Source organism: Nocardia asteroides (assembly GCA_019930625.1).
In the GTDB taxonomy this organism is placed as follows: Bacteria; Actinomycetota; Actinomycetes; order Mycobacteriales; family Mycobacteriaceae; genus Nocardia; species Nocardia sputi.
The window spans coordinates 6750497-6772163 of record CP082844.1 but is presented as its reverse complement, the minus strand read 5'-3'; the positions used below and the strand labels follow the sequence as shown (position 1 = coordinate 6772163).

Below are 21667 nucleotides of genomic sequence, written 5' to 3'. Positions count from 1 at the left end.
CCGGCAACCACATCTCCGGGGCCGGTCGGAATGTCGCTCGGTGCTCAGTTGCGCGGCTGCTCTGTCGGCGTTGTTGTGACTTCGTCGAACAGTTCCGTCGACTCTTAGAGGGGGCGAATGGTCAAAGAGCGCCGACGCGCAAGCCGATGAGAACAGCGGCCACGATCGCAAGGACTGCGGGGGGCCTTGATGTCGCCGACGCGCACGTGCGTGGCAACTGCGCCGATGAAGTAGAGCGTCAAGCATATGGCAGCAGCGACACCCAACGGCCCCCACCAAACTCCGATGAGGAGGCCACCCGCTCCGGCGAGCTGAGCGACGCCCAGAAACGGCAGCACGGTCTGCGCCCCGGAACCGTCTTCCCCGCCGACTGCCCCGCAAGGTCGGCCACTGAGATCATCGCCAGCAAATGGGCTGTGGTGACGCTGTGCGCATTGAGCGAAGGTCCGCGGCGGCAGGGCGAACTCGTCGAACTGATCGGTGGGGTCTCGCGCAAGGTGCTGACACAGACGTTGCGCCGAGTTCAAGAACACGGCCTCGTAGAGCGGCGGGTGTATGCGGAAGCGCCGCCGCGCGTCGAGTACAGCTCGACCCAGCTCGGGGACACGCTTCGGGAGCCCATCGAAGCCTTGACGCCGTGGGCCCGGGCCCACGGCGCCTCGATCGCCACTTCCGCGAATCGACTGAAGCGCCGGGAACTGATCGGTGATTGTCGAATCCGGCCTACCGCGCGCAGACGGGTCGATTCACGGCTGGTCGCGGATTCGGTCGGCAAAGGGATGGTGAGGTGCCTGGTCTGACCAGGTCGAACGCTGTGTCAGCGGGTGTGTCAGGTCGACGTCAGGCCGATATCAGCGGGGTCGGCGACAGTTTCGATGTCAACAGCACAGCGGTCCGTTCGACGGATTGCCTCACTACGGATTTGAAGGAGACACCATCGTGTCCACCGTCACGCTGACCGACCGGGACAAGAGCACCCTGCGCACTGCCGCATACGGCGCGGTGTCGCTGATGGCCGCCACCGGCACGCCCCACCGGGCTGCCACGAATGCCTCAATCGCCCTGACGTCGGCGACCGGTCTGGTCGGGCACGTGCTCGCCGCGAAGTCCTCCGACATCGAATTGGGCGGGAAGACCGTCGCCGAACTCGCCGACCATGTGCTGCCGGCCCTGACCGCAGCGATGGCCCTGCTCACCGCACAGGATCCGGTCGAGGCCGACAATTTCCGCGACACTGTGCTGATCGCCATCGATGCGGCCGGTCGGGCAGGCCGGGGTGAGCCCGGCCCGGCCACGACCGCGATGGCCCGCAAGATCACTGCCGCTCTGGACGCCGCCGGGGCGGAAACCACGCGCAAGACGGTGGAATCCAAAGCCGCTGCCCCATCGGATCGCTCGCAATTGCAGCAAGTTCTCGCCGATATCGTTGATTCCGGTATCACGGGAATCACGCTGCGCGTGCACGATGAGCGAGGCGAGTGGGTCGGCAGCGCCGGGGTGAGCAAGCTGGGGGAGACCGCGGAGCCGCCGATCGACGGGCATGTCCGCATCGGCAGCAACACCAAGACCTTCACCGCGACCCTGGTGCTGCAACTGGTGGCCGAGGGCACGATCGCCCTGGATACCCCGGTGGCCGACTACCTGCCCGAGTTCGAGCTCGACGAGCGGATCGCAGTGCGAATGTTGTTGCAGCACACCAGCGGGCTGTTCAACTTCACCGGTGAGTACTACCTCGACGGAACTGTGGTGCCGGGCATTCCGGCCACCACCGCGGGCAAACAATGGGTGGACAACCGATTCCACACCTACCGGCCGGAGGAACTGGTGCGGCTGGCGCTGTCCAAGCCGGCGCGGTTCGAGCCCGGCACGGACTGGAGCTACTCCAACACCAACTACGTGCTGGCACGGCTGCTGATCGAGAAGGTCACCGGCCGCTCGCTCCCCGAGGAAATGCGGCGGCTGATCCTGGAACCGCTCGAACTGTCGGGCACCGTGGCGCCGACCAGCCAGACCGATATCGCCGAGCCGCACGCGCACGCCTACTACCGGTACGAGGACGGTGGCGAGCAGAAGGTGGTCGATGTCACCCGCCACAACCCCTCCTGGATCTCCAGCGGCGGTGACATGATCTCGACCACCCGTGACCTGCACACGTTCATCTCCGCACTGATGAGCGGCGAGCTCCTGCCTGCGGAGCTGCTCGACCAGATGTGCACCCCGCACCCGACGCCCATCCCGAACATGGGTTACGGCCTGGGGGTCTTCGTACAGAAGACCGGTCGGGGCGGCACCGTGATCACCCACAACGGCGGCGCCGCGGGCCACGCGGCGATGATGTTCAGCACCCCCGACGGCAGCAAGACGCTGACCGCCGCGCTGAACTACGTGGACGATGCCGCGCTCTCACTGGCGGTGCCGTTCCAGCAAGCGACGCAACGCCTGGTCGACGAGGTGTTCGGCGACGGCCGAACCGTGCCTTCCGCCCCGGCCGCGCCGACGCACTAGCCGGCGCCGCACACCGGCGACCCGGACACGTCACGGGCCCTACATCAGGTAGAACACGAACTGGACCCGGCCGAGCTCGCTGAACTCGGCCGGGCCGTTCCGTGTGCCGGCGACGAGCCGAACAGATTCGGCAACTTGTCCCAAGCAGCGAACCGGCGGGTGCTTGTCTGATGCAAGTGCACAATGAGTTCATGGACGCCATCGCCGTGCGGGCTCGATCGATGCCGGAGCCCGATTTCGAGGCTCAGCTCAGCGCCCTGCTCGGGCCGTTGCGGCGTGCGGTGCTGCATCGCACGCGGGCCGCCGAAGGTTTGCCGGACCTGCCGGAACCTCAAATCGAATTACTGCGGTTGCTGGTGGCCACCGGCGGCCTGACACCCACCCGCTCCGCGAGCGAACTCCGGATGGCGCCCTCTACGATCAGCAACCTTGTCAAGGCGATGGCTGAAGCGGGGCTGCTCGATCGCAAGCCGCTGTCTTCGGACCGGCGTGGCGCGATACTGATGGCCTCCGCTCGGGCACGGCAGTTGCTCGACCGGTATGACCGAGCCAGCGCCGCGATGCTACGGGAAGCTCTCGACGGGCTCCCGGCCTCCGACCGAGCTGCGATCGCGTCCGCACTGCCCGCGTTGCAGCGATTGCTGGCCATTTTGACGAGTGGTCCCGACGCCGAATAGCCGTCCGCGATCCGATTCGTCCGATTCCTCCCCACGCTCGACGTCCGCCTTGTAACTTGCTTTTGTCACAAAAGTAGATTGATCTCAGGTCGGTGCCTCGGCGATGTGTCAGACGTTGACCTCAGGTGTGCAGGAGTGTTCTCATGCCGTTCAGCGTCGGGAGATCCCAGCGTGTGAGCCCATTACGGTGGTTGGTCGCGGTCGTGGTCTCGATCTTCGGTGTCGTCAGCTGCTCCGCCGCCGGTCTGGCCGGCGCCGACGAAGGGCCGGCTACGAGTGTTTCCGGTGGAGTGATCCGAGGCGCGCGCGTCGACGGGATGATCGAGTATCTCGGAGTCCCGTTCGGGGCCTCCACCGGGGGCGTCAACCGTTTCGCGCCGCCGAAGCCGGCCCCGCCATGGACGGGTGCGCTCGCGGCCATTGCGCATGGTCCGCAATGCCCGCAATCATCTCCGTTGCCGTGGATTCCGGCGGTGCAACCCGCGAGCGAGGACTGCCTCACCATCGATGTCTATGTCCCGGAACATCCCGCCGCGAGCGAACTTCCGATCATGGTGTGGTTCTACGGCGGTGGATTCGTCCTGGGGTCCAATGCCCAGTACGACTCACCCGCCCGGCTCGTCCGGGATGGCCAGGTCATCGTCGCGATCCCCAATTACCGACTCGGTCCGTTCGGTTTCCTGGCCCTACCCGAACTCGCCGCGGGCGAGGGTGGTGTCACCGGAACTTACGGCACCCTGGATCAGCAAGCGGCATTGCGATGGATCCGCGACAACGCCGCTGCCTTCGGTGGGGACTCGGACAACATCACCCTGTTCGGCGAATCCGCCGGAGGCATGAGCGTCTGCACGCAACTGGCGTCACCGACCGCCCGCGGTCTCTATGCCAAAGCCATCATCCAAAGCGGTTCCTGCGCACGCAGTCCCCTCGCGCCCGCTTCGAAAGAACAGGTTTATCAACGATCAGCCGACTACGCCGCCAGTCTCGGCTGCGCCGAGGCCGCAACTCGCCTGACGTGCCTGCGGGCACTGCCGGCCGACCGGATGTTGGATTCTCCCACGACAACTCTGCACACGATGGCTGTCACATGGACCCCGGTGCGCGACGACGTCGTCGTCACCACCCCGCCGGAGAACGCCCTGGCCGATGGGGCCGTTCGCGACATTCCGCTTGTCGTCGGCAGCAACGCCGACGAAGGTGCGACCTTCCTCGCCCTGCTCGACTACGCTCGCGCTACGGTGCCGGATTCAGCCGACTACGTGAGCTGGGCTCAGGAACTCTTCACCGGCAACGCCGATCGCGTTCTGCAGCGATACCCCGTATCGGCCTTCGCGACCGCGGCCGAGGCCAAGCAGCACGTGATCACCGATGGTTTCTTCGCTTGTCCAGCGCTGTTCACCACGCAAGCAGCCCGTCGCGGCGGTGCTCGAGTATGGCAATACCAGTTCAACGATGCGCTCTTGGGGCGAAACCCGCTCCTGCCCGGGGCCTTTCACGGTGCCGAAGTGCCTTACGTCTTCTCAGGACTGTTGGGTGTGCCCATCCCGCTACCGCCCGCAGCGGACCGCCTCTCCCGGCAAATGCAGCAAAGCTGGGCACAATTCGCCCACACCGGCAACCCCGAAACGCAAGCCTTCACCCCATGGCCGTCGACTTCGGACACAACCCTCGAACTCGGCAGCGACAACATCACTGTCGCAGACTCCTTCGCCCACCAACACCACTGCGACCTATAGTCGGGCATCAGCCGCATCGGCTAGGGTGACCGGATCTCAGGCTTCTCACGGCCGGCCCTCCGGGTAGCGATGGCACGAAGCAACGAAGTTCTAGGCCGGGACGCGCAGGTCGGTATCTGCGGAGGGATTCAGGTGGAGGTCCGGCAATGCGGATTTCGTGCCTCGGGCAGCACATGGGCGATCACCAGCTGGTTGAGCTCTGGGTGATGTGGCCTCGATCACAGGAGGGTTGACCCGAAGATTGGTTGAGGTTGGAGGCTGTGGAGAGCGCCGACGCTGGTGCGATCGTCCAAAGGAGGGGCCTCATGAGCAACTGGCACGTCGATACCGGAGGGCCGCACGGTCGGGGCCCGGCTCCGTTGCGGGTCGCGGTCGTCGTCGGCAGCACCCGGGAAGGCCGGTTCGGCACGACCATCGCGGACTGGTTCGTCGGTCAGCTCCGGCGCCACGACACCCTCGAGGTCGAGATCGTCGATACCCGACAGGTCGCGCTGCCGCACGCCTTCGGTGCGGTCACCGATCACCCGTCACGGGCGGAGACCGCTGAAAAGCTCTCCCGCGCGGACGCGTTCGTGGTGGTGACGCCCGAGTACAACCACAGCTACCCGGGGGCACTGAAGAATCTGATCGACGAACATCACGTCGAATGGCAGGCCAAGCCGGTGGGTTTCGTCTCCTACGGCGGCATCTCCGGTGGTCTGCGCGCGGTGGAACACCTGCGGCCGGTCTTCGCCGAATTGCACGCGGTCACTCTCCGCGACACCGTCAGCTTCACGAACCCGTGGCGCCGATTCGACGACGCGGGTGAGCTGGCCGAACCGACCGACGCGGCCACCGCCACCAAGGCCCTGCTGAAGCAATTGACCTGGTGGGGTGCGGCATTGCGCGCCGCCCGTGCCGCCAACCCGTACGGGGCGTGAGGGCCGTGGCCACTACCGCAACGGCTCCCGCGTCGCCGGTCGCCGCCCGCAACCCGATGACGATCGTCCTGGTGCTGGTGCTCGGTACGATCATGGCCACACTGGACCAGACCATCGTCAATGTCTCGATCAACGCGCTGTCCGCGCAGTTCGACGCGGGCCTGAACACCATCCAGTGGGTGGCGACCGGCTATTCGCTCGCGCTCGGCGCCGTGGTGCCGACCTCGGCGTGGCTGGTCGGCCGGTTCGGCGCCAAACGGCTGTACCTGACCGCGATCGCCGCCTTCGCGGCCGGCTCGATGCTGGCTGGGCTCGCCTGGAACATCGAGTCGCTCCTCGCTTTCCGGGTCGTGCAGGGCGCCAGCGGCGGGCTGCTCATGCCGGTCGCGATGACGATCCTGCTGCGCGCGGCCGGGCCGGATCGGCTCGGACGGCTGATGAGCACCCTGGGTCTGGCCATTCTGGTCGGCCCGCTGCTCGGGCCCGTGATCGGCGGCTACCTGATCGACGAGGTGTCGCGGCGGTGGATGTTCTTCATCAATCTGCCGATGGGTGCGCTGGTGCTGGTCCTGGCCGCCCGGATCGTGCCCGACGATCCGCCGGAACCGCGGCACGCGCTCGACCTGCCCGGACTCCTGTTGATGTCGCCCGGCCTGGCCCTGCTGATCTACGGGGTGACCGCGGCGGGTGAGCAGGCCGGATTCGCCACACCCGCCGTGCTGATCCCGCTGCTGGCCGGGGTCGGGCTCATCGCCGCCTTCGTGCACCGATCGCTGACCACCGCGCAGCCGCTGCTGAATCTGCGGGTGCTCGGCAACCGGATCAGCGGCACCTCCGCGCTGCTGCTGGCCCTGTTCGCGAGCGGCTACTTCGGTTCGATGCTGTTGCTGCCCCTGTATTTTCAGGTGGCTCGTGGCGAATCAGCGCTGGTGGCAGGCGCCCTGGGTATCCCGTTCGCGCTGGCCTCCGGTCTGACCATGCAGGTAGCGGGCCGGTTGATCGATCGGATTCCGCCCGGCCGCTACCTGCCGGTATCGATCACGGTAACCCTCACCGGTTTCGTGCTGTTCATCGTCCAGCTGGACGCGGACGCGCCGTACTGGGCGCTCGGCGCGAGCATGCTGCTCATGGGCGCCGGTGGCGGCGGCACCATGATGCCGGTCATGACCACCGCGACCCGGTCGCTGAGCCGGGCGGATCAGCCGGCGGGATCGACGGTGCTGAACATGATCAGCACCACCGCCCTGGCGGTCGGCACCGCGGTGTCCTCGGTCATCCTGGGCGCGCTGCTCCCGGTGACCGGCGGCCTGCAAGCGCTGCACGGCATGGGTCCGGCGCAGCGCGCCGAGATCGCTCCCGCCCTGGCCGAGGCGTTCCAGCACACCTATCTGATCGCTCCGGTCGTGATCGCGCTCGCGTTGATTCCGGCCTTGCTGCTACCGCGCCGGTCGGCTGACTGTGGTCGCTGATCATCGCCGGTGACGAGTATCTTGCCGCCGTGGGCCGAACAGCTGCCACCCGTTGTCGGACCACCACGCTGACGGTCGTAAGATTCCAGTCCGGAATCTGTCCTGCCCTCGGAGTCGCTTGTGCTGACGACCCGATTGACGAGTGAGACGACAGCCCGGCTTTCGAGGCTGTAGTTCGAGTCGGACACGGAAACGCCGCCTCTGCCGACCAGCAGTGCCGCAGCGGAGCTCGAAATATGTTTCGCTGCCGAATGTTCTGCGTTATCGCTGCTCAGACCACGAGGACGCGGCGGACCGTCGGAAGCTACGTCGACGCTGGCCATGCTGTCGTGGCGAATCCTCTCTGGCGTTACGACGTCTGAGCTCTTCGAGCATGTCGGCGCATGTCGGCGCATTTTCGGCCGATCCTCAGTGGAAACCAAACACGAAGGGCTACAATTGATTACGTGCAAGGATGCAATCGCTTCGCTGCGGCATTCTTCAGCCCGGTGGAGGTGCTGATCACGCAGATCCGCGACTGCATCACCCGATGGAACGCCACGGCCGTGCCGTTCGTGTGGAGCTACATCGTCGGCGAGATCATGGCCGAAGGGGCTCTTCCCTATGCCAGCTTCCGGAAACTCGTCGACAACCATGCCTAGTACTGAGTCTCGCTCCAGGGACGCGGGTTTCGATCTCGTCCGCGGATTTTTCCGATGACCCGCACCTGGCCTGCATCACCGCCTGACTCGACCAAATCACGAACCCCTTGGTAAGCAAAGCGGAATCACGGCACACTAGGAGGATGACGAATCATGAAGACTTCAGAATTTGATTTCGATCCGGGGGAAAGGGTTATGCCATCCGATCCTGTCGAGTTGCGCGGCAAACGTCGTGAGGACGGAAGGATGGTCGTGCTCGAACGTTCTAGGGCGACGATCGAGCACACGGTATTTTCGACTATTTACAACTATCTTCGGCCGGGTGATCTACTGGTATTGAATGATAGCTATATGATGTCCAACACGCTATCTTTTCGGTATTGTAACGAAACTGTGGACGTGATCGTTTACGGTCATGAGCCTGGCGGCGCGACCATTGTCAAAATGGAGGCCGGGCAACGATTGGAGCCGGGGATGACCCTGACATCAATCGACGACAGCCTGCTTACCTGTGCCTTACTCGAATCACAGCCCGGCCAGCTCTGGAGAGTGAAGTTCGAGTCCGCCGAGCGATTGACGCAGGCACTTGATCGATACGGTCGGCGCATCGACGAGACAATTCACTTGGACCCGACATACTGGCGGACGACGCCGGAGGCTTATCGCTCGGTTTACGCCGAGAAACCTGGTTCGCTGGAGATTCCGTCGGCGGGCCTTCATTTCTCTGAAGAGTTGCTGAATCGCATCGCCGACAAGGGGGTCGAGCTTGCATACATTACCCTGCATGTAGGGGCCACTGAAATCCTCGCAGTTCGTCATATCGGCACGGAGGAGGTCGAGGACCACAATGTGAGATCCGAATTCTTCGAGGTCGGGGATGAGTCCGCCGCGAAAATCAATCGAGCCCTAGCCGAGAAGCGACGCATCGTCGCTGTTGGCACGACGGTCATGCGAACTCTCGAGTCACTGGCAGTCCACAACGAGCCCAAGGCCGCTATTCGGCCTCAGGCGGCGTGGACCGATCTCTATATTTATCCCGGATTCCAGTTCAAGGTCGTGGACGCACTTCTGACGAACCTCCACCGGCCACGGTCCAGCCATATCGTATTAACTGCCGCTTTCGCCGGCAAAGATCTTGTTATGCGCTCCTACTCCGAGATCTTGGAGAACGGCGGATATGAGTTCGACATGTTCGGCGACAGCATGCTGATTTTATAGCCGCATCGCGCACTCCGCGCACATCACGACCAACTTCGAGCGCGGGCAGTCGTTGCCGGTCTTGCGTGCGGTCCTGGCTCCGACCGACAAGCTCCCAGTTCGCGATTCGGTGCCGCAGATCAGTAGCCTCCGTAGTTGTCATCGCCCAGAAAGCCGAGCTCGCTGTCCCGCCAGCTCTCCAACCGTTCCCCGTGTGAGAGTGCTAGAACGACATCGCCAGGCGAAAGCACGTTCATTCGTAATATTGGTGTCACACCGCAATCAATCGTTCACTGATGACTGGACCTCCGATTCTGCTGACTGACAAGGGTAGGAGGGGGTCTCCGTAGCGATCGGCTGAACCTACAGCCGCTTCAGCAGTCGACTACGCACCGGCGCTGGCAGCAGGCCGGTGAGGTCGCCATCTGCCGCGGCGACCTCCTTGACCAACGAGCTGGACACGAACCCCTAAGCCGGGTCGCTGGCGATAAAGACCGTGTCCACGCCGGTGAGTGGGTGGTTCATACGGGCCATGGATCGCTCGTAGTCGAAGTCGCCGCAGAGCAGGGCCGGGAGCTGCCGGTTTCCGTCCGACTGGTGGGTTGGTTCGCGGTCGAATCGCGATGACGGATCTCGGCGGAAGGAGGAACACCGTTCGGGCTGGACGGCGGTGAGGTGCTGACCGGGCTGTGCTCGAGAACCGGCTCCCGCCGCCGGAGTGCCGTTGTTATGTGCGCGAGGTCTTGGGGCCGGACGGGTCTTGTGGGTCAGCGCGGGCATGGTCATCGTCTCGGGTGAAACTGTGCTGCGCCAGTCCGTTTTTCCGTTTGCCGACGTTTGTCGCCGGTGCTTGATGGTGGCGTGATCACGGCGCTTCGAGATGGTTCTGGAGCAGGTGGCGGAGCTGGTCGTAGGTGCGGTTGAGGGGTGCGATGCTGTGGTCTGCGATCGACATCATGACTGCGCCCTCGATCGCCGCGATTGTCGTGGTCGCCAGGCCTTGGGCGGTACGGGCGGGTATGCCCTGTGCGATGGCTTTCTCGGCCAGGTGGTGCTCCCAGTGCCGGAATGCCTGGCTGGCCAACTCCCGGGCGCCAGGTGCTTCGCTTCCGCCGTATGCCGCGGCGGCGATCGGGCATCCGGACTGGTAGTCGCTGGTCACCAGCACCCATTTCCAGTACTCGACGAAAGCCTGCAGCATTTCCTGCGGCGAGAGGGTCTCGGCCATCTGTTCGATCATCTGCTCGATCCAGGCCCCCGCGGTCCGCACGGACTCCTCGATCAACTCGGTCTTTCCGCCGGAAAAGTGCTTGTAGATCGATTGTCGTGCGGTGCCGCTGTGCTCGAGCAGATCGGCCACCCCGGTGCCTGCCACCCCTCGACGTCGGATCAGCTCGATCGCGCTCTCGATCAAGCGCCGTCGCGCATCCGCAGCCATGAGCCTCTCTCTTCCCCTCAGTACAGGCGATCCAGCCTAGCGGCGAGCCGGAGTAGACCATTCGGTTCTCTTAATGGAGCCGCAGCTCTGTAATTCCCTGAAGCGGGGCCGAGAAACCTGCTTGCGATAGACCAGTCGTTCTATTAGCCTGATGTTAGCGTTACATGTAGTAACAGAAAACGTGGCGAGGAGAGGCCGATGACGATCGAGGTGAACCAGGCCGCGCCCGGCGACGATGTCGTCGACAAGGCCCGGGCGTACGCGGACAAGCTGTCGCTGCTGTCGGAGGGTTCGGTGCACCGACGCTTCGACCCTTACCTCGATATCGACTGGGAGCACCCGGATTTCGAGGCCGACACCGCGCCCGAGCGTTGGATCCTCACCGTGTCCGGTGAGATGCTGGGGCCTCATCCCTGGTATCGGGCGTTGCCGCGGGAGCGTCAGATCGCGATCGGTAAGTACCGGCAGTCCAATATCGCGAAGGTCGGGTTGCAGTTCGAGTTGATGCTGATCAGCGGCATGGTCCAGCACGCCTACCGTCTGCCCAACGGCTCGCCGGAATTCCGGTACTGCACACACGAAATCATCGAGGAGTGCAACCACAACCTGATGTTCCAGGAGATGGTCAACCGCATCGGTATCGATGTGCCCGGGATGACGCCGTGGTTGAAAACGCTGCTGGGATACGTGGTCGGGCCCGCCGGAGCGTTGTTCCCCAATCTGTTCTTCATGGGCGTACTGGCCGGTGAGGAACCCATCGATCACATTCAGAAGGCGATCCTGCGTTCCGGTGAGGAAGTGCATCCGATCATGCGCTCGGTGATGGCCATCCACGTGGCCGAGGAGGCGCGCCACATCTCGTTCGCCCATGAATTCCTCAAACAGAGAGTGCCGCAGACTAATCCGATCCACAGGCTGGGCTTGTCGGTGGCCTTGCCGATCATCATGTTCGCGCTCGGCCGCGCTATCGTCACCCCACCGCGGGCGTTCTTCTCCGAGGCCGGTATCCCGGACTCGGTGCGGAAGGAAGTGTTCTACCGCTCGCCGGACTCGAAACAGGCCTTCGCCGACTTCTTCGCAGACGTCCGCACCCTCGCCGCTGAGATCGGGTTGATCAACCAGATCTCCCGCCGGGTATGGAAACTGCTCGGCATCGATGGACCCACCACCCGCTACCGTTCCGAACCCCACCGGCGCGCGGCGGCCTGATCTGGCGTTCCTGCAAAAGCCGGTGCTGTCGCGGAATCGAGCCGCCGCCGGCGCCCCTGTGGCTGTCGGCCCGCGGTGGCCAACCATCGTGCCCGAGCGGGCTGGCGGCCACCCCTTTCCGAGTTAGCCCGCAGCGCAATGACGAGGAGTCGATTTCCTATGCCCCACCCATCTGTCGCGGAACCCGCCGCACCGGCAGCGCACTCCGCAGTTCCGAGCGTGCGGGGTCGGTGGCCGGCACTCGCCGTCATCTGCGTCGCGGAACTGCTCGTGGTGCTCGACAACACCGTCGTCAACGTCGCGTTGCCGTCTCTGGGTGTGCAGTTGCGTGCCGGCTTCAGTGGGTTGCAGTGGGTGGTCGACGCCTACACGCTGACCTTCGCGGGCTTGCTGCTGGCGTGCGGTCACCTCGGAGACCGCTACGGCCGGCGCACGGTGATGATGCTGGGGCTGGCCGGCGTCGCGGTGATGTCTCTGGGTGGCGCATTGGCGACCGACCTGGGCCAGGTGATCGCCGCCCGCGCCGCGATGGGAGTGTTCGCCGCCGCGGTGTTCCCCGCGACCCTCGCGCTGATCATCAACATCTTCACCGACGTCAGGGAACGGGCCATCGCCATCGCGGCGTGGACGGCGATGGCCGGCTTCGCCATCGCGATCGGGCCGACCGCCGGCGGCTGGCTACTCGAGCACTTCTCCTGGCACTCGGTCTTCTGGGTCAACGTTCCCGTCGCCACCGTCGTCCTGGTTCTCACTCGCCTGCTGGTTCCCGAGTCGAAGGCCACACACACCGGCGGGCTCGACGTCATCGGCATAGCCCTGTCGCTTCTGAGCATCACCGCCTTGGTGTGGACCATCATCGAGGCCCCGCATCAGGGCTGGCTTTCCCCGGCCAGCCTGACCGGCTTCGTCTTCGCCGTGGTCTGCTTCGTGATGTTCCTCCGGTGGGAATTGCGCACTGCGGCACCCGTGCTGAACATGAACCTGTTCCGGATCCGGCGATTCTCCCTGCCCGCGCTGGCGATCGCGGTCGGCTACTTCTGCATGTTCGGGTTCTTGTTCATGATCACCGCGTATTTCCAGGGAGTGATGGAGCTGTCGCCGCTGGAGTTCGGTTTGCACTCGCTACCGTTCGCCGTGTCCATTGCCGTCGGCGCCCCGGTGGCCACGCTGATCGCCCAGAAGACCGGCACCACCGCGGTCATCGTCCTCGGTCTGGTGGTGATGAGTGCCGGAATGTTCGTCGCCGGGCAGGTCGAGGTGCAGACACCCTATGTCGGTCCCGTGCTCGTCTCGATGGTGCTGATGGGCCTAGGACTGGCAATTGTGCAGGGCCCGGCGACCGAATCGATCATGTCCTCTGTCGCCCTCGACGAAGCAGGAGCCGGTTCGGCGGTCAACGACACCACCCGCGAGGCGGGGGGAACCCTCGGCGTCGCGGTGCTGGGATCGATCGTGGCGTCGGTGTACACGACCAAGGTCGGACCGCGCATCGATGCCATCCCAGAGTTCCTGATGACCCCGAACGAGAAGAGCTTCGCCCGCGAAAGCGTCATCGCCGTCCTGGAAATGGTCAAGCGCCCCACCAACCCGGCCTTCGCCCCCCAGAAGGCCGAACTGATCTACGCGATGAAATCCGCGTCCATGGAGGGGTTCCGACTCGCGTCGTATGTGACGGTTTCGGCTTCACTGATCGTCGCGGTTGCCATAGCCATCTTCCTGCCATGGAAACCCGCCGACGAATCCGTGCTCCTCGTCTGGAAAGAGAAGTCCAAGCCATGAAGAGGGGGCGGCAGGCAGTAAAACGCGAATCCTCGGCTGCCACCGTATCAACGAGCCGGGACAAATACCTGCCGACCTGAAAAAGGGGCTGTCATGGAAAACCTGACCAACGCAAAGCAATTCGATGCCATCGTAATAGGATCCGGCTTCGGCGACAGCACCGCCGCCGCCTACTCGGCTGCGGCAGGCCAACAGGTGCTGCTCTTGGAGCGGTACTCGGTCCTCGGTGGCAGCTCGCACGTCTTTCGCAGGCAGGGCCGCAGGGAATTCAGGGCAACGGCGCTGCTCCGACCGCACGATCCGACGCCGCGTCAAGCACTGGGGCGGCCTCGGCTAGCTGAGTACACGCACGCGCCCGGCGGCGTTGAACCGGCGTGAAGTGCTGGCCATGGGCTCGCGAAATACCTGATCAGAGCACTGGTCTGGGCCGAGGCGAGCGTCCCGCTCGGACGGTGTCGGCGTGATGGTGGGGACCTCGAATGTCGGTTGCCAGGGTACCCAGCAGGGCCAGGGCTCGGGCTGAGGGGGAGCCCGGTTCGGCCGGATGGGCGATGAGCCGCAGACCGGGCGTGCTGGCGATGGGAAAGATCTCGGTGCGCAGGTGTAGGTCGCCGACGTCGGGGTGATGGAAGCGGGTGGCGGGGCTGAGTGCGCCGCGCGGCTCAGGGGCTGCCCACAACCGGCGGAAGTCGGGGCTGGTGATGGCGAGTTCGCCGACGAGTTCGCGCAGGTTGCGCGCGTCCGGGCTCTGGCCGGTGGCTTGGCGTAGGTCGTGCACGGCCGCACGGGCGGCGCTGGTCCAGTCGCGGAAGAACTGCCGCCCTGTCGGGTCGAGGAAGATCATGCGCAGCAGGTTGTCGCCGAGGACGAAGTGGCTGTGCAGCACGTTCGCCAGCGGGTTGCGGACCAGCACGTCGCAGGACCTTCCCAGGATGAAGGCAGGTGCCACCGTCCAGTCGTTCAGCAGGGCCAGCACCTCGGGCGCGACCCGCTCGATGAGGCCGGGCCGACGGCGCCCGGCGGTGGGCCGGGCCAGCCGATACAGCTCCACCATGGCCTGCTCGTCGAGGCGCAGTGCCCGGGCCAGGCTTTCCACGGTCTGGCGGGTGGGATGCTGGCGGCCCTGTTCGAGCCGGGCGTAGTAGCCGACACTGAGGCCAGCTAGGTGGGCGACCTCGTCGCGGCGCAGCCCAGGAACCCGACGGCTGCCGTCTGAGGGCAGCCCGGCTTGCTCCGGCCGCACGAGCGCGCGGCGCTCTCGCAGAAACCTCCCCAGTAAGTCGTTGCGCTCACGGTTCATAACATCCGAAGTTAGGCAAACGCCGGGCATGCTGCCTGGGTGCATCACTCCCAGGCTGACGGCCGCAACCGCGCGGGTCACGTGCCGAGGTCGAGATCGCAACGTGCGGCGCGAGCTGATGTCGAGTCTGCGGTGAATATCTGGAAGTCGAGCGCGGCGACAGGAACGTGAGCACAGCGCCCCCGCGGAGGCGCTCGAACGGCGCCCGGTACCGGCCTCAGCGGAAGTTATTCCACGAAGGCGACGTTGAGTCCGTAGAAGAGCAATCTTCGGCGATGCCGGTATCGTCCCTATCAGCAACGCTGCAGCAAAGACGATGGGGGCAGGAGGAACCTGTGAAGGCGCTGATCTCCCCGCGCGTACGGGCCGGCGGAGAAGCTGTCTTTCGCCGATGTGCCCGTTCCTGTGCCGGGACCGGAACAGGTGCTGGTCCGCGCCGCGGCCGCAGCGCTGAACCCGATCGACATCAAATTGGCTACAGTTGCGGTGCGCAAGGTCTTCCCGATTACGCACCCGTTCGTGCCGGGCGTCGACATCACCGGCGTCGTAACCCGGGTGGCCGTCTATACAGGCACCGTTCCCGCGCCGGGGCGCCTGGACGCCCTCGCCGGGCAGGCGGCGCGCGGCGCCCTACGGGTCATGATCGGCGCCACTCATCCCTTTCGCCGACGCCCGCCGGGCGCTCGTCGACTTGGCCGCACAACACAGCCAGGGGAAGGTGATCGTCGCCTTCTGACAGTTCCGCACGATGAGAGGACGGACATGACAGCCTGCATAAGCGCGGTCGGTACGGTCATGCAGGCCGCCTCGGCCAAGGACCCGGCGGGAGGCACGGCATGACCGGAACCCCGCTGGGCGAGTTCCTGCGCGCCCGTCGCGAAGCGCTCAAGCCGCAGGACATCGGGCTGCCCGAGTACGGGCGGCGCCGGGTGAAGGGTCTTCGTCGCGAAGAGGTGGCGATGCTGGCCGGTATGAGCAGCGACTACTACGTGCGCCTCGAGCAGGGCCGCGAGTCCAGCCCCTCGCCCCAGGTGGTCGACGCGGTGGCGCGGGCGCTGCGGCTGGACGCGGCCGCCACCGAGCACTTGTGGCGGCTGGTGCAGCCGCCGGAGTCGCGGACCTCGCGGGCCCAGGACATCACGGTCAGCCCGCAACTGCTGCAACTGATGGACGGCTGGTCCACCTCGCCCGCCTTCGCTCTCGGTCCGGCGCTGGACATCCTGGCCAGCAACAGCATGGCCGCAGCGCTGCACGAAGGCTTCCGCACGCCCGACAACCTGGCCCGCATGGTGTTCATGGACCCGGCTGGGCGCGAGTTCTATCAGGAGTGGGACCGGGCCGCGCACTCGTGCGTGGCGGAGATCCGCGCCGCATACGGTCACGACCCCGATAATGCGCGCATCGCCGAAGTCGTGTCGGATCTGTCGGCCCACAGTCCCGAATTCGCCGAGCTGTGGGGCCGCCATGACGTCAAGCCAAAGACTCTAGAAGGCAAGCACCTGCGCCACCCGTATGCGGGTGACCTGCACATCCTGTTCTCGGCCTTCACCGTCAACGGTGCGCCGCACCAGCAGCTGGTGGTCTACCAGGCCGAGCCGGGCACGCCCACCGCGCAGGCGTTCGAACGGCTGCGGGCGCGGGCCGACGATGCGCTTCCGCAGGCACTCGCAGGACACCGACCAGGCGCCGACCGAACCCTCTGACTGACGACCACGACCACGACACCCTCTGAAGGGGCCGGGGCACCGCCCCGGCCTCTTCTTCGTGCGCGCCCACGTGCCGCTCGGGCCGGTTCCTAGGTACATCACTCCCAGGAAGGTCGTGACCTTCTTCCACCGCGCTGACCTCGGCAATCTGTAGATGTCAGCCAAACGGAACGGAACGAAGGACACCGTCATGACCACCTGGTTCATCACCGGAGCATCCCGAGGCCTGGGCGCCGAGATCGCCCGCACCGCCCTCGCTCAGGGCGACAACGTCGTCATTGCGGTCCGCGACCCGGCCCGCGTGCCGGACGACCTGGCCAAGGCCGGCAACGTACTCACCGTCGCCCTGGACGTCACCGACAGCGCGGCCATTCCCGCCGCTGTCCAGACCGCCGTCGACCGGTTCGGCACCCTCGATGTGTTGGTCAACAACGCCGGCCGGGGCCTGCTCGGCGCCCTGGAGGAGATCAGCGACGTCGAGGCCCGCTCCCTGTTCGACCTCAACGTCTTCGGGGTGATCGACATGACCCGCGCGGTGCTGCCCGTCATGCGTCGGCAGGGTTCGGGCAAGCTCGTGCACATCGGCTCACGATCAGGGTTCGAGGGCGAGCCCGGGGTGAGCATGTACTGCGCTTCGAAGTTCGCCGTCGCGGGCATCAGCGAGGCGTTGTCGAAGGAGCTGGAACCGTTCGGCATCCAGTCGATGGTGGTCGAGCCGGGCGTGCTGCGCACCGACTTCCTGGACGCCAGCTCCCTGTCGATGCCCGCAGGCCGTATCGCCGCCTACGACGGCACCCCTGCCCACGTGACCCTCGACTGGGCTGGCACCGCCAACCACACCCAGCTGGGCGACCCGGTCAAGGGCGCCGCCCTGATTTACGAGGTCACCTGCCAGGACAGCCTGCCTACGCACCTGTACCTGGGGCCCGACACCCTGGAGCGGTTGCAGGCCAAGCTGGAGCAGATCGGGAGGGACGTGGCCCCATGGCGGGCCAAGTCCGCCGCCACCGCGCACGCCGACGCCGCGGCCTGACCAGCGGCGTCCAGCAGGCCCGAGTCCGCCACAGCGCACCACGCACTGTCCAGCACCCGCGGCTGCATCTGTTGCGAGGGCATCCCGCGAACGGCGTCGACAACGCCGCCGCCACCCTCCCGTAACCGCAGCCCATCCCGCCCGCCACTGAACGCGGGCACCATCCCCACACACGAAAGGTCTTTGTCATGACTAGTGTTCTGCTCACAGGAACCCCGCTGGCAGGTCGCGTCGCCGTGGTCTCGGGCGCTTCCAGCGGCATCGGCGCAGCCACGGCCCTGCGCTTGGCCGAACTCGGCGCGAACGTCGCCGTGCTGGCCCGCCGCAAGGACAAGCTCGACGACCTGAGCGCGTCCATCAGCGCCGCCGGCGGCACGGCGATCGCCATCGCCGTCGATGTCACCAACCGGCAAGCCGTCAACGATGCGGCGGCCGAGATCGCCGAGCGGCTCGGTACGGCCGACCTCGTCGTCAACAACGCTGGCGTCCAGCTCATCTCACCGATCACCGACTTGAAGCAGGACGACTGGCAGCGTCAGATCGACCTGAACATCACCGGCGTCATGAACGTCATCGGTGCCTTCCTGCCGCACCTGACCACCGCCGCTGAGGCGGGCCGGCCTGCGGACCTGATCACCACCTCCTCGATCGCGGCGACCCGGATCCTGGAGAAGTTCTCCGTCTACTCCGGCACCAAGGCCTACATCAGCCACCTCACCCGACTGCTGCGTGTCGAGCTCGGCCCCAAGAACGTCCGGGTGGCCACGATCGAGCCCGGCATGGTCGACACCGAGCTGCCGAGCCACGTCACCGACCCCGACGCCAGCGCCCTCATGGAAGGGCTGCTCACCGAGATCGACCCGCTGCAGTCGGTCGATGTGGCCGAGACAGTGGCGTTCATCGCCGCCTCACCCCGCCACGTCAACCTCACCGAGATCACCATCCTGCCCACCGCGCAGGCCGTTTGACGCGACCTGACTCGATGAAGTATCGCCCTTACCCGGCTACCACAGCCACGCCGCCTTGCGCGAGGGCGGGCAATGTGTGCTCGCGATCCCGTCCATCGAACTGGCCGAGCAAGTGGTCGACGCAGGCAACATCTCCGGCCGCGACACCGACAAATGGCGCCGCTTCGGCTTCACGCCCATGCCCGCCGCCACTGTGGAGGCGCCGCTCGTCGCCGAATGCTTCGCCAACATCGAATGCACGGTGGCCGACGACCGGCTCGCCGACGACCACCACTTGTGGATCCTCAGAGCCGGGCGGGCCTGGATCGATCCGGGCAAGCGCGGCGCGGGCGAATTCCACCACCGCGGCAACGGCACCTTCTCCGCCAACGCCGCCACCGTGGACCTGCGGCACCGCATGACCAAGTGGCAGTACCTGACCCACGCCTGACCCCCCGCACGCTGAAGGAAGTACTATGAACGCCACCCCGGACGACCTGCGCCGCCATACCTCCGGCCGCCGTATCCTGCTCACCGGAGCCGCCGCCGTCGTCAGCATGGACCCGGAGGCGGGTGTCCTACCCGGCGCCGACCTGCTCATCGAAGGCGACCGGATCGCCGCCGTCGGCTCGGACCTCGCGGCCGACGACGCCCTGGTCATCGACGTCACCGGAGCCATCCTGGCCCCCGGCTTCGTCGACACCCACCGTCACGCCTGGGAGGCGCAACTACGCCGCATCATGCCGGATGTCAACGACCTCGGCCAGTACGTCACCTCCACCCTGGCCGGTATAGCCCCCGCCTACCAGCCACACGACATGTACATCGGCACCCGCCTGGCCGCGCTGACCGCCATCGACAGCGGCATCACCACCATGCTCGACTTCTCCCACAACTCCCGGACCGCCGCCCACTCCGACGCCGCAATCCGCGCACTGGCCGAGACCGGCATCCGGGGCGTGCACGCATCCATGCGCCCACACTTCGGAACCTGGGACGGCCAATGGCCGGCCGACCTGACCCGCCTACACGACACCTACTTCGCCTCCGGCGGACTGCTCACTCTGCGCCTGGCCGCTCTGGCCACCGACGAGGTCGCCGGCCCCGACCTCGCCTACGGCGAACGCCTCGCGCGCACCGCCCGCGACCTCGGCATCGGAGTCAGCATCGACGCCGTCTTCGGCCTGCCCTCCTCCGAGGCCATCCTCGGCTGGGCCGAGCAAGGTCTGCTCGGCCCGGACGTCTCCCTCATCCACTGCACCGGCCTGACCCCACAGGCCTGGCAGGCGATGGCCGACACCGGCACCAATGTCGCGCTCGCTCCGACTTCGGACGCGCAGATCGGCTTGGAAAGCGCGATCCCGGCCATCGACGAGGCGCTCGCCGTCGGCATCCGGCCAGGCCTGAGCATCGACGTGGAAGTCGCGCTGGCCAGCGACATGTTTACGCAGATGCGCGCCCTGCACGCCATCCAGCGCATGCGCGCCGTCCATGCCGCCTACGGCACCGGCGATCAGCCCGCCGCCCGGATCGGCGTGCACGACGTGCTCGACTTCGCCACCCTGCAGGGTGCCAAGAGCATCGGCCTCGGCGACGTGACCGGCTCCCTCACCCCGGGAAAGCAGGCCGACGTGCTCGTCGTGCGCGCCGAGGACCTCAACAACATGCCGCTCAACGACCCCATCGGCACCCTCGTCCTCGGCTCCGACGCACGCAACATCGAGGCCGTCTTCATCGCCGGCCAGGTCCGCAAGTGGGCCGGGACCGTGCTCGACCTCGACCTGGCCGCTCTACGCGAAGACGTGCACGCCTCCCGCGACCGTATCCTGGCCGCCGTCCACACCTCATGACCGGCCGCACCAGCGCCGGGATCAGCACGGCCCCGGTGAATCGGCGTCCGCCTGCCGGGGCTACCGCCTCACCCGCCGCTGACCCCGCCCCTGTGGACCGGTCGGCAATTCGAGTCGGCCGGTTCCGTCCACCCCCTCCACCACCGCTCGAAGGACCCCCTCCCATGTACCCAAGCACCCGGCATCTGCTCGGACTGCTCACAACACTGCTCGCCTTCGCCGCCATCGGTAGCGGCCGATCGGCATCCGCCCCCCACCCGTACGTCGGCATGTGGGTCACGGCCGACGGCCGCATCCGCCAGGAACTTCTCGCGAGCGGCCGCTACGAAGAAGAACGCGACGGCCGCAAACGCGCCTACACCGGCCGCTACACCGTGACCGGCGCCCACATCGACTACCACGACGACCTGGGCTTCACAGCCACCGGCAACGTGCGAGACGGCGTGCTCCACCACGAGCACTTGGTGCTCTATCGCGAAAGCTGACCGCGCCCGCCGGACGGCAACCCGGTACCACCCCATAGAAGGGACAAGCCATGGCCCAGATCGTCCTCACCATCCTGGTGTATCCGGCCCTGGCGCTCATTGTGGCAAACGGCTGCCGCCCCCACCGCACTGCCGCCCACCTCACCCTCCACCGCTACTCCTGCCGACACCGACACCGCCGGCGCCATCCTCGACCGCCGCACCCGACGGGGATGGCACCGCGGTCAGGACCCTCTGGTCGAGTCGGCCACCATCGCCCGCCAGGAACAACCGTAGGGAACCCGCGTCGATGAATCACCGAAGCGTCGAAATCGTGGTCGTCGCCGTAGCGGCCGTCTTGGCCCTGACCTGGACACCGGTCCATAAGATCGCAGCTCGCCGCAACCCCGAACCGGATCAGAACCCGGATCTGGCATAAGCCATTTCTTGCGTTCGCGTCCGTTTCAGCTCAGGGCCGCCCGCAGCCAGCGCAGCGTCTCGGGTTCGACGGGGTCGGCGATGTCGTTCTGGTCGGGATGCTTGCGCAGGTAGGCGGCGACGACCGGGCAGACCGGGACGACCCTGGTGCCTGTGTCGCGGATGTCGGCGAGGGCTCCGGCGACGAGGGTGCTGCTCAGGCCGCGGCCGGCGAAGGCGTCGAAGACCTCGGTGTGATACATGATCCGTCGGCCGTCGTGGTCGGCGTAGGCGGCGAGCCCGGCCAGCTCACCGTCCACTGTGATCTCGTACCGGCTCTCGCCGTCGTTGCGGCGCACAGTGGTGGTCATGGTCTCTC

The 21667-nt window shown here is 66.2% G+C and carries 22 protein-coding genes; 18 read left to right on the top strand and 4 right to left on the bottom strand.

Annotated features, from left to right (window positions below; translation table 11 throughout):
* Positions 1-104 precede the first annotated feature (104 nt).
* The gene (locus tag K8O92_30540) at positions 105-338 is read right to left on the bottom strand and encodes a DoxX family protein (GenBank protein ID UAK32021.1); all 234 of its coding nucleotides are present in this window, start codon (positions 336-338) and stop codon (positions 105-107) included.
* A 3-nt stretch (positions 339-341) separates the two neighbouring features.
* Here K8O92_30540 and K8O92_30535 point away from each other — a divergent pair, with 3 nt between their 5' ends.
* The 8 genes from K8O92_30535 to K8O92_30500 all read left to right on the top strand — a co-directional run bounded on the left by K8O92_30535 (position 342) and on the right by K8O92_30500 (position 9166).
* Positions 342-800, top strand: a complete 459-nt coding sequence (locus tag K8O92_30535) for a helix-turn-helix transcriptional regulator (GenBank protein UAK36031.1) — start codon at positions 342-344, stop codon at positions 798-800.
* A 502-nt stretch (positions 801-1302) separates the two neighbouring features.
* The gene (locus tag K8O92_30530) at positions 1303-2505 is read left to right on the top strand and encodes a beta-lactamase family protein (protein UAK36030.1); all 1203 of its coding nucleotides are present in this window, start codon (positions 1303-1305) and stop codon (positions 2503-2505) included.
* 191 nt (positions 2506-2696) lie between these two features.
* On the top strand, positions 2697-3182 hold the full coding sequence (locus tag K8O92_30525; GenBank protein ID UAK32020.1) for a MarR family transcriptional regulator: 486 nt from the start codon (positions 2697-2699) through the stop codon (positions 3180-3182).
* A gap of 143 nt (positions 3183-3325) precedes the next feature.
* Entirely contained in the window at positions 3326-4918 is a 1593-nt protein-coding gene (locus K8O92_30520; protein ID UAK32019.1) for a carboxylesterase family protein, read from the top strand.
* 305 nt (positions 4919-5223) lie between these two features.
* On the top strand, positions 5224-5838 hold the full coding sequence (locus tag K8O92_30515; protein ID UAK32018.1) for an NAD(P)H-dependent oxidoreductase: 615 nt from the start codon (positions 5224-5226) through the stop codon (positions 5836-5838).
* On the top strand, positions 5835-7307 hold the full coding sequence (locus tag K8O92_30510; protein ID UAK32017.1) for a DHA2 family efflux MFS transporter permease subunit: 1473 nt from the start codon (positions 5835-5837) through the stop codon (positions 7305-7307). The genes K8O92_30515 and K8O92_30510 overlap by 4 nt, the downstream gene beginning before the upstream one ends.
* 446 nt (positions 7308-7753) lie before the next feature.
* Positions 7754-7948, top strand: a complete 195-nt coding sequence (locus tag K8O92_30505) for a hypothetical protein (protein ID UAK32016.1) — start codon at positions 7754-7756, stop codon at positions 7946-7948.
* A gap of 153 nt (positions 7949-8101) precedes the next feature.
* The gene (locus K8O92_30500; protein UAK32015.1) at positions 8102-9166 is read left to right on the top strand and encodes an S-adenosylmethionine:tRNA ribosyltransferase-isomerase; all 1065 of its coding nucleotides are present in this window, start codon (positions 8102-8104) and stop codon (positions 9164-9166) included.
* A gap of 844 nt (positions 9167-10010) precedes the next feature.
* Here K8O92_30500 and K8O92_30495 read toward each other — a convergent pair.
* Positions 10011-10583 (bottom strand): TetR/AcrR family transcriptional regulator, encoded by a 573-nt coding sequence (locus K8O92_30495; protein ID UAK32014.1) that lies wholly within the window; start codon positions 10581-10583, stop codon positions 10011-10013.
* Positions 10584-10781: 198 nt separating this feature from the next.
* On the opposite strand from K8O92_30495, the gene K8O92_30490 reads away from it, so the two are divergent.
* The 3 genes from K8O92_30490 to K8O92_30480 all read left to right on the top strand — a co-directional run bounded on the left by K8O92_30490 (position 10782) and on the right by K8O92_30480 (position 13949).
* A complete protein-coding gene (locus K8O92_30490; protein ID UAK32013.1) occupies positions 10782-11792 on the top strand; it encodes a diiron oxygenase in 1011 nt (336 codons plus the stop codon).
* A gap of 159 nt (positions 11793-11951) precedes the next feature.
* Positions 11952-13571, top strand: a complete 1620-nt coding sequence (locus tag K8O92_30485; protein UAK32012.1) for a DHA2 family efflux MFS transporter permease subunit — start codon at positions 11952-11954, stop codon at positions 13569-13571.
* 93 nt (positions 13572-13664) lie between these two features.
* Positions 13665-13949: an NAD(P)-binding protein gene (locus K8O92_30480; GenBank protein ID UAK32011.1), complete on the top strand. Its 285-nt coding sequence runs from the start codon at positions 13665-13667 to the stop codon at positions 13947-13949.
* Positions 13950-13980: 31 nt separating this feature from the next.
* Here the strand turns inward: K8O92_30480 and K8O92_30475 are convergent, their stop codons facing one another.
* Complete coding sequence (locus K8O92_30475; protein ID UAK32010.1) at positions 13981-14871, bottom strand: helix-turn-helix transcriptional regulator; 891 nt, start codon at positions 14869-14871, stop codon at positions 13981-13983.
* Positions 14872-15276: 405 nt separating this feature from the next.
* Between K8O92_30475 and K8O92_30470 the strand changes: the two genes are divergently transcribed.
* The 7 genes from K8O92_30470 (at position 15277) to K8O92_30440 (ending at position 20892) form a co-directional block, all read left to right on the top strand.
* Positions 15277-15711 carry a hypothetical protein gene (locus tag K8O92_30470; GenBank protein ID UAK32009.1) on the top strand — a complete coding sequence of 145 codons (435 nt, stop codon included), beginning with the start codon at positions 15277-15279 and terminating at the stop codon, positions 15709-15711.
* Positions 15708-16574, top strand: coding sequence for a helix-turn-helix transcriptional regulator (locus K8O92_30465; protein UAK32008.1), 867 nt, complete (start codon positions 15708-15710; stop codon positions 16572-16574). The genes K8O92_30470 and K8O92_30465 overlap by 4 nt, the downstream gene beginning before the upstream one ends.
* Before the next feature lie 193 nt (positions 16575-16767).
* Positions 16768-17610, top strand: a complete 843-nt coding sequence (locus K8O92_30460; GenBank protein ID UAK32007.1) for an SDR family oxidoreductase — start codon at positions 16768-16770, stop codon at positions 17608-17610.
* 188 nt (positions 17611-17798) lie between these two features.
* Positions 17799-18578: an SDR family oxidoreductase gene (locus tag K8O92_30455; GenBank protein ID UAK32006.1), complete on the top strand. Its 780-nt coding sequence runs from the start codon at positions 17799-17801 to the stop codon at positions 18576-18578.
* Positions 18579-18654: 76 nt separating this feature from the next.
* Positions 18655-19008, top strand: coding sequence for a flavin reductase (locus tag K8O92_30450; GenBank protein UAK32005.1), 354 nt, complete (start codon positions 18655-18657; stop codon positions 19006-19008).
* Positions 19009-19033: 25 nt separating this feature from the next.
* Positions 19034-20407, top strand: coding sequence for an amidohydrolase family protein (locus K8O92_30445; GenBank protein UAK32004.1), 1374 nt, complete (start codon positions 19034-19036; stop codon positions 20405-20407).
* A gap of 164 nt (positions 20408-20571) precedes the next feature.
* Positions 20572-20892 (top strand): Atu4866 domain-containing protein, encoded by a 321-nt coding sequence (locus K8O92_30440; GenBank protein UAK32003.1) that lies wholly within the window; start codon positions 20572-20574, stop codon positions 20890-20892.
* Positions 20893-21335: 443 nt separating this feature from the next.
* Here the strand turns inward: K8O92_30440 and K8O92_30435 are convergent, their stop codons facing one another.
* Positions 21336-21659 (bottom strand): N-acetyltransferase, encoded by a 324-nt coding sequence (locus K8O92_30435; protein ID UAK32002.1) that lies wholly within the window; start codon positions 21657-21659, stop codon positions 21336-21338.
* Positions 21660-21667 lie beyond the last annotated feature (8 nt).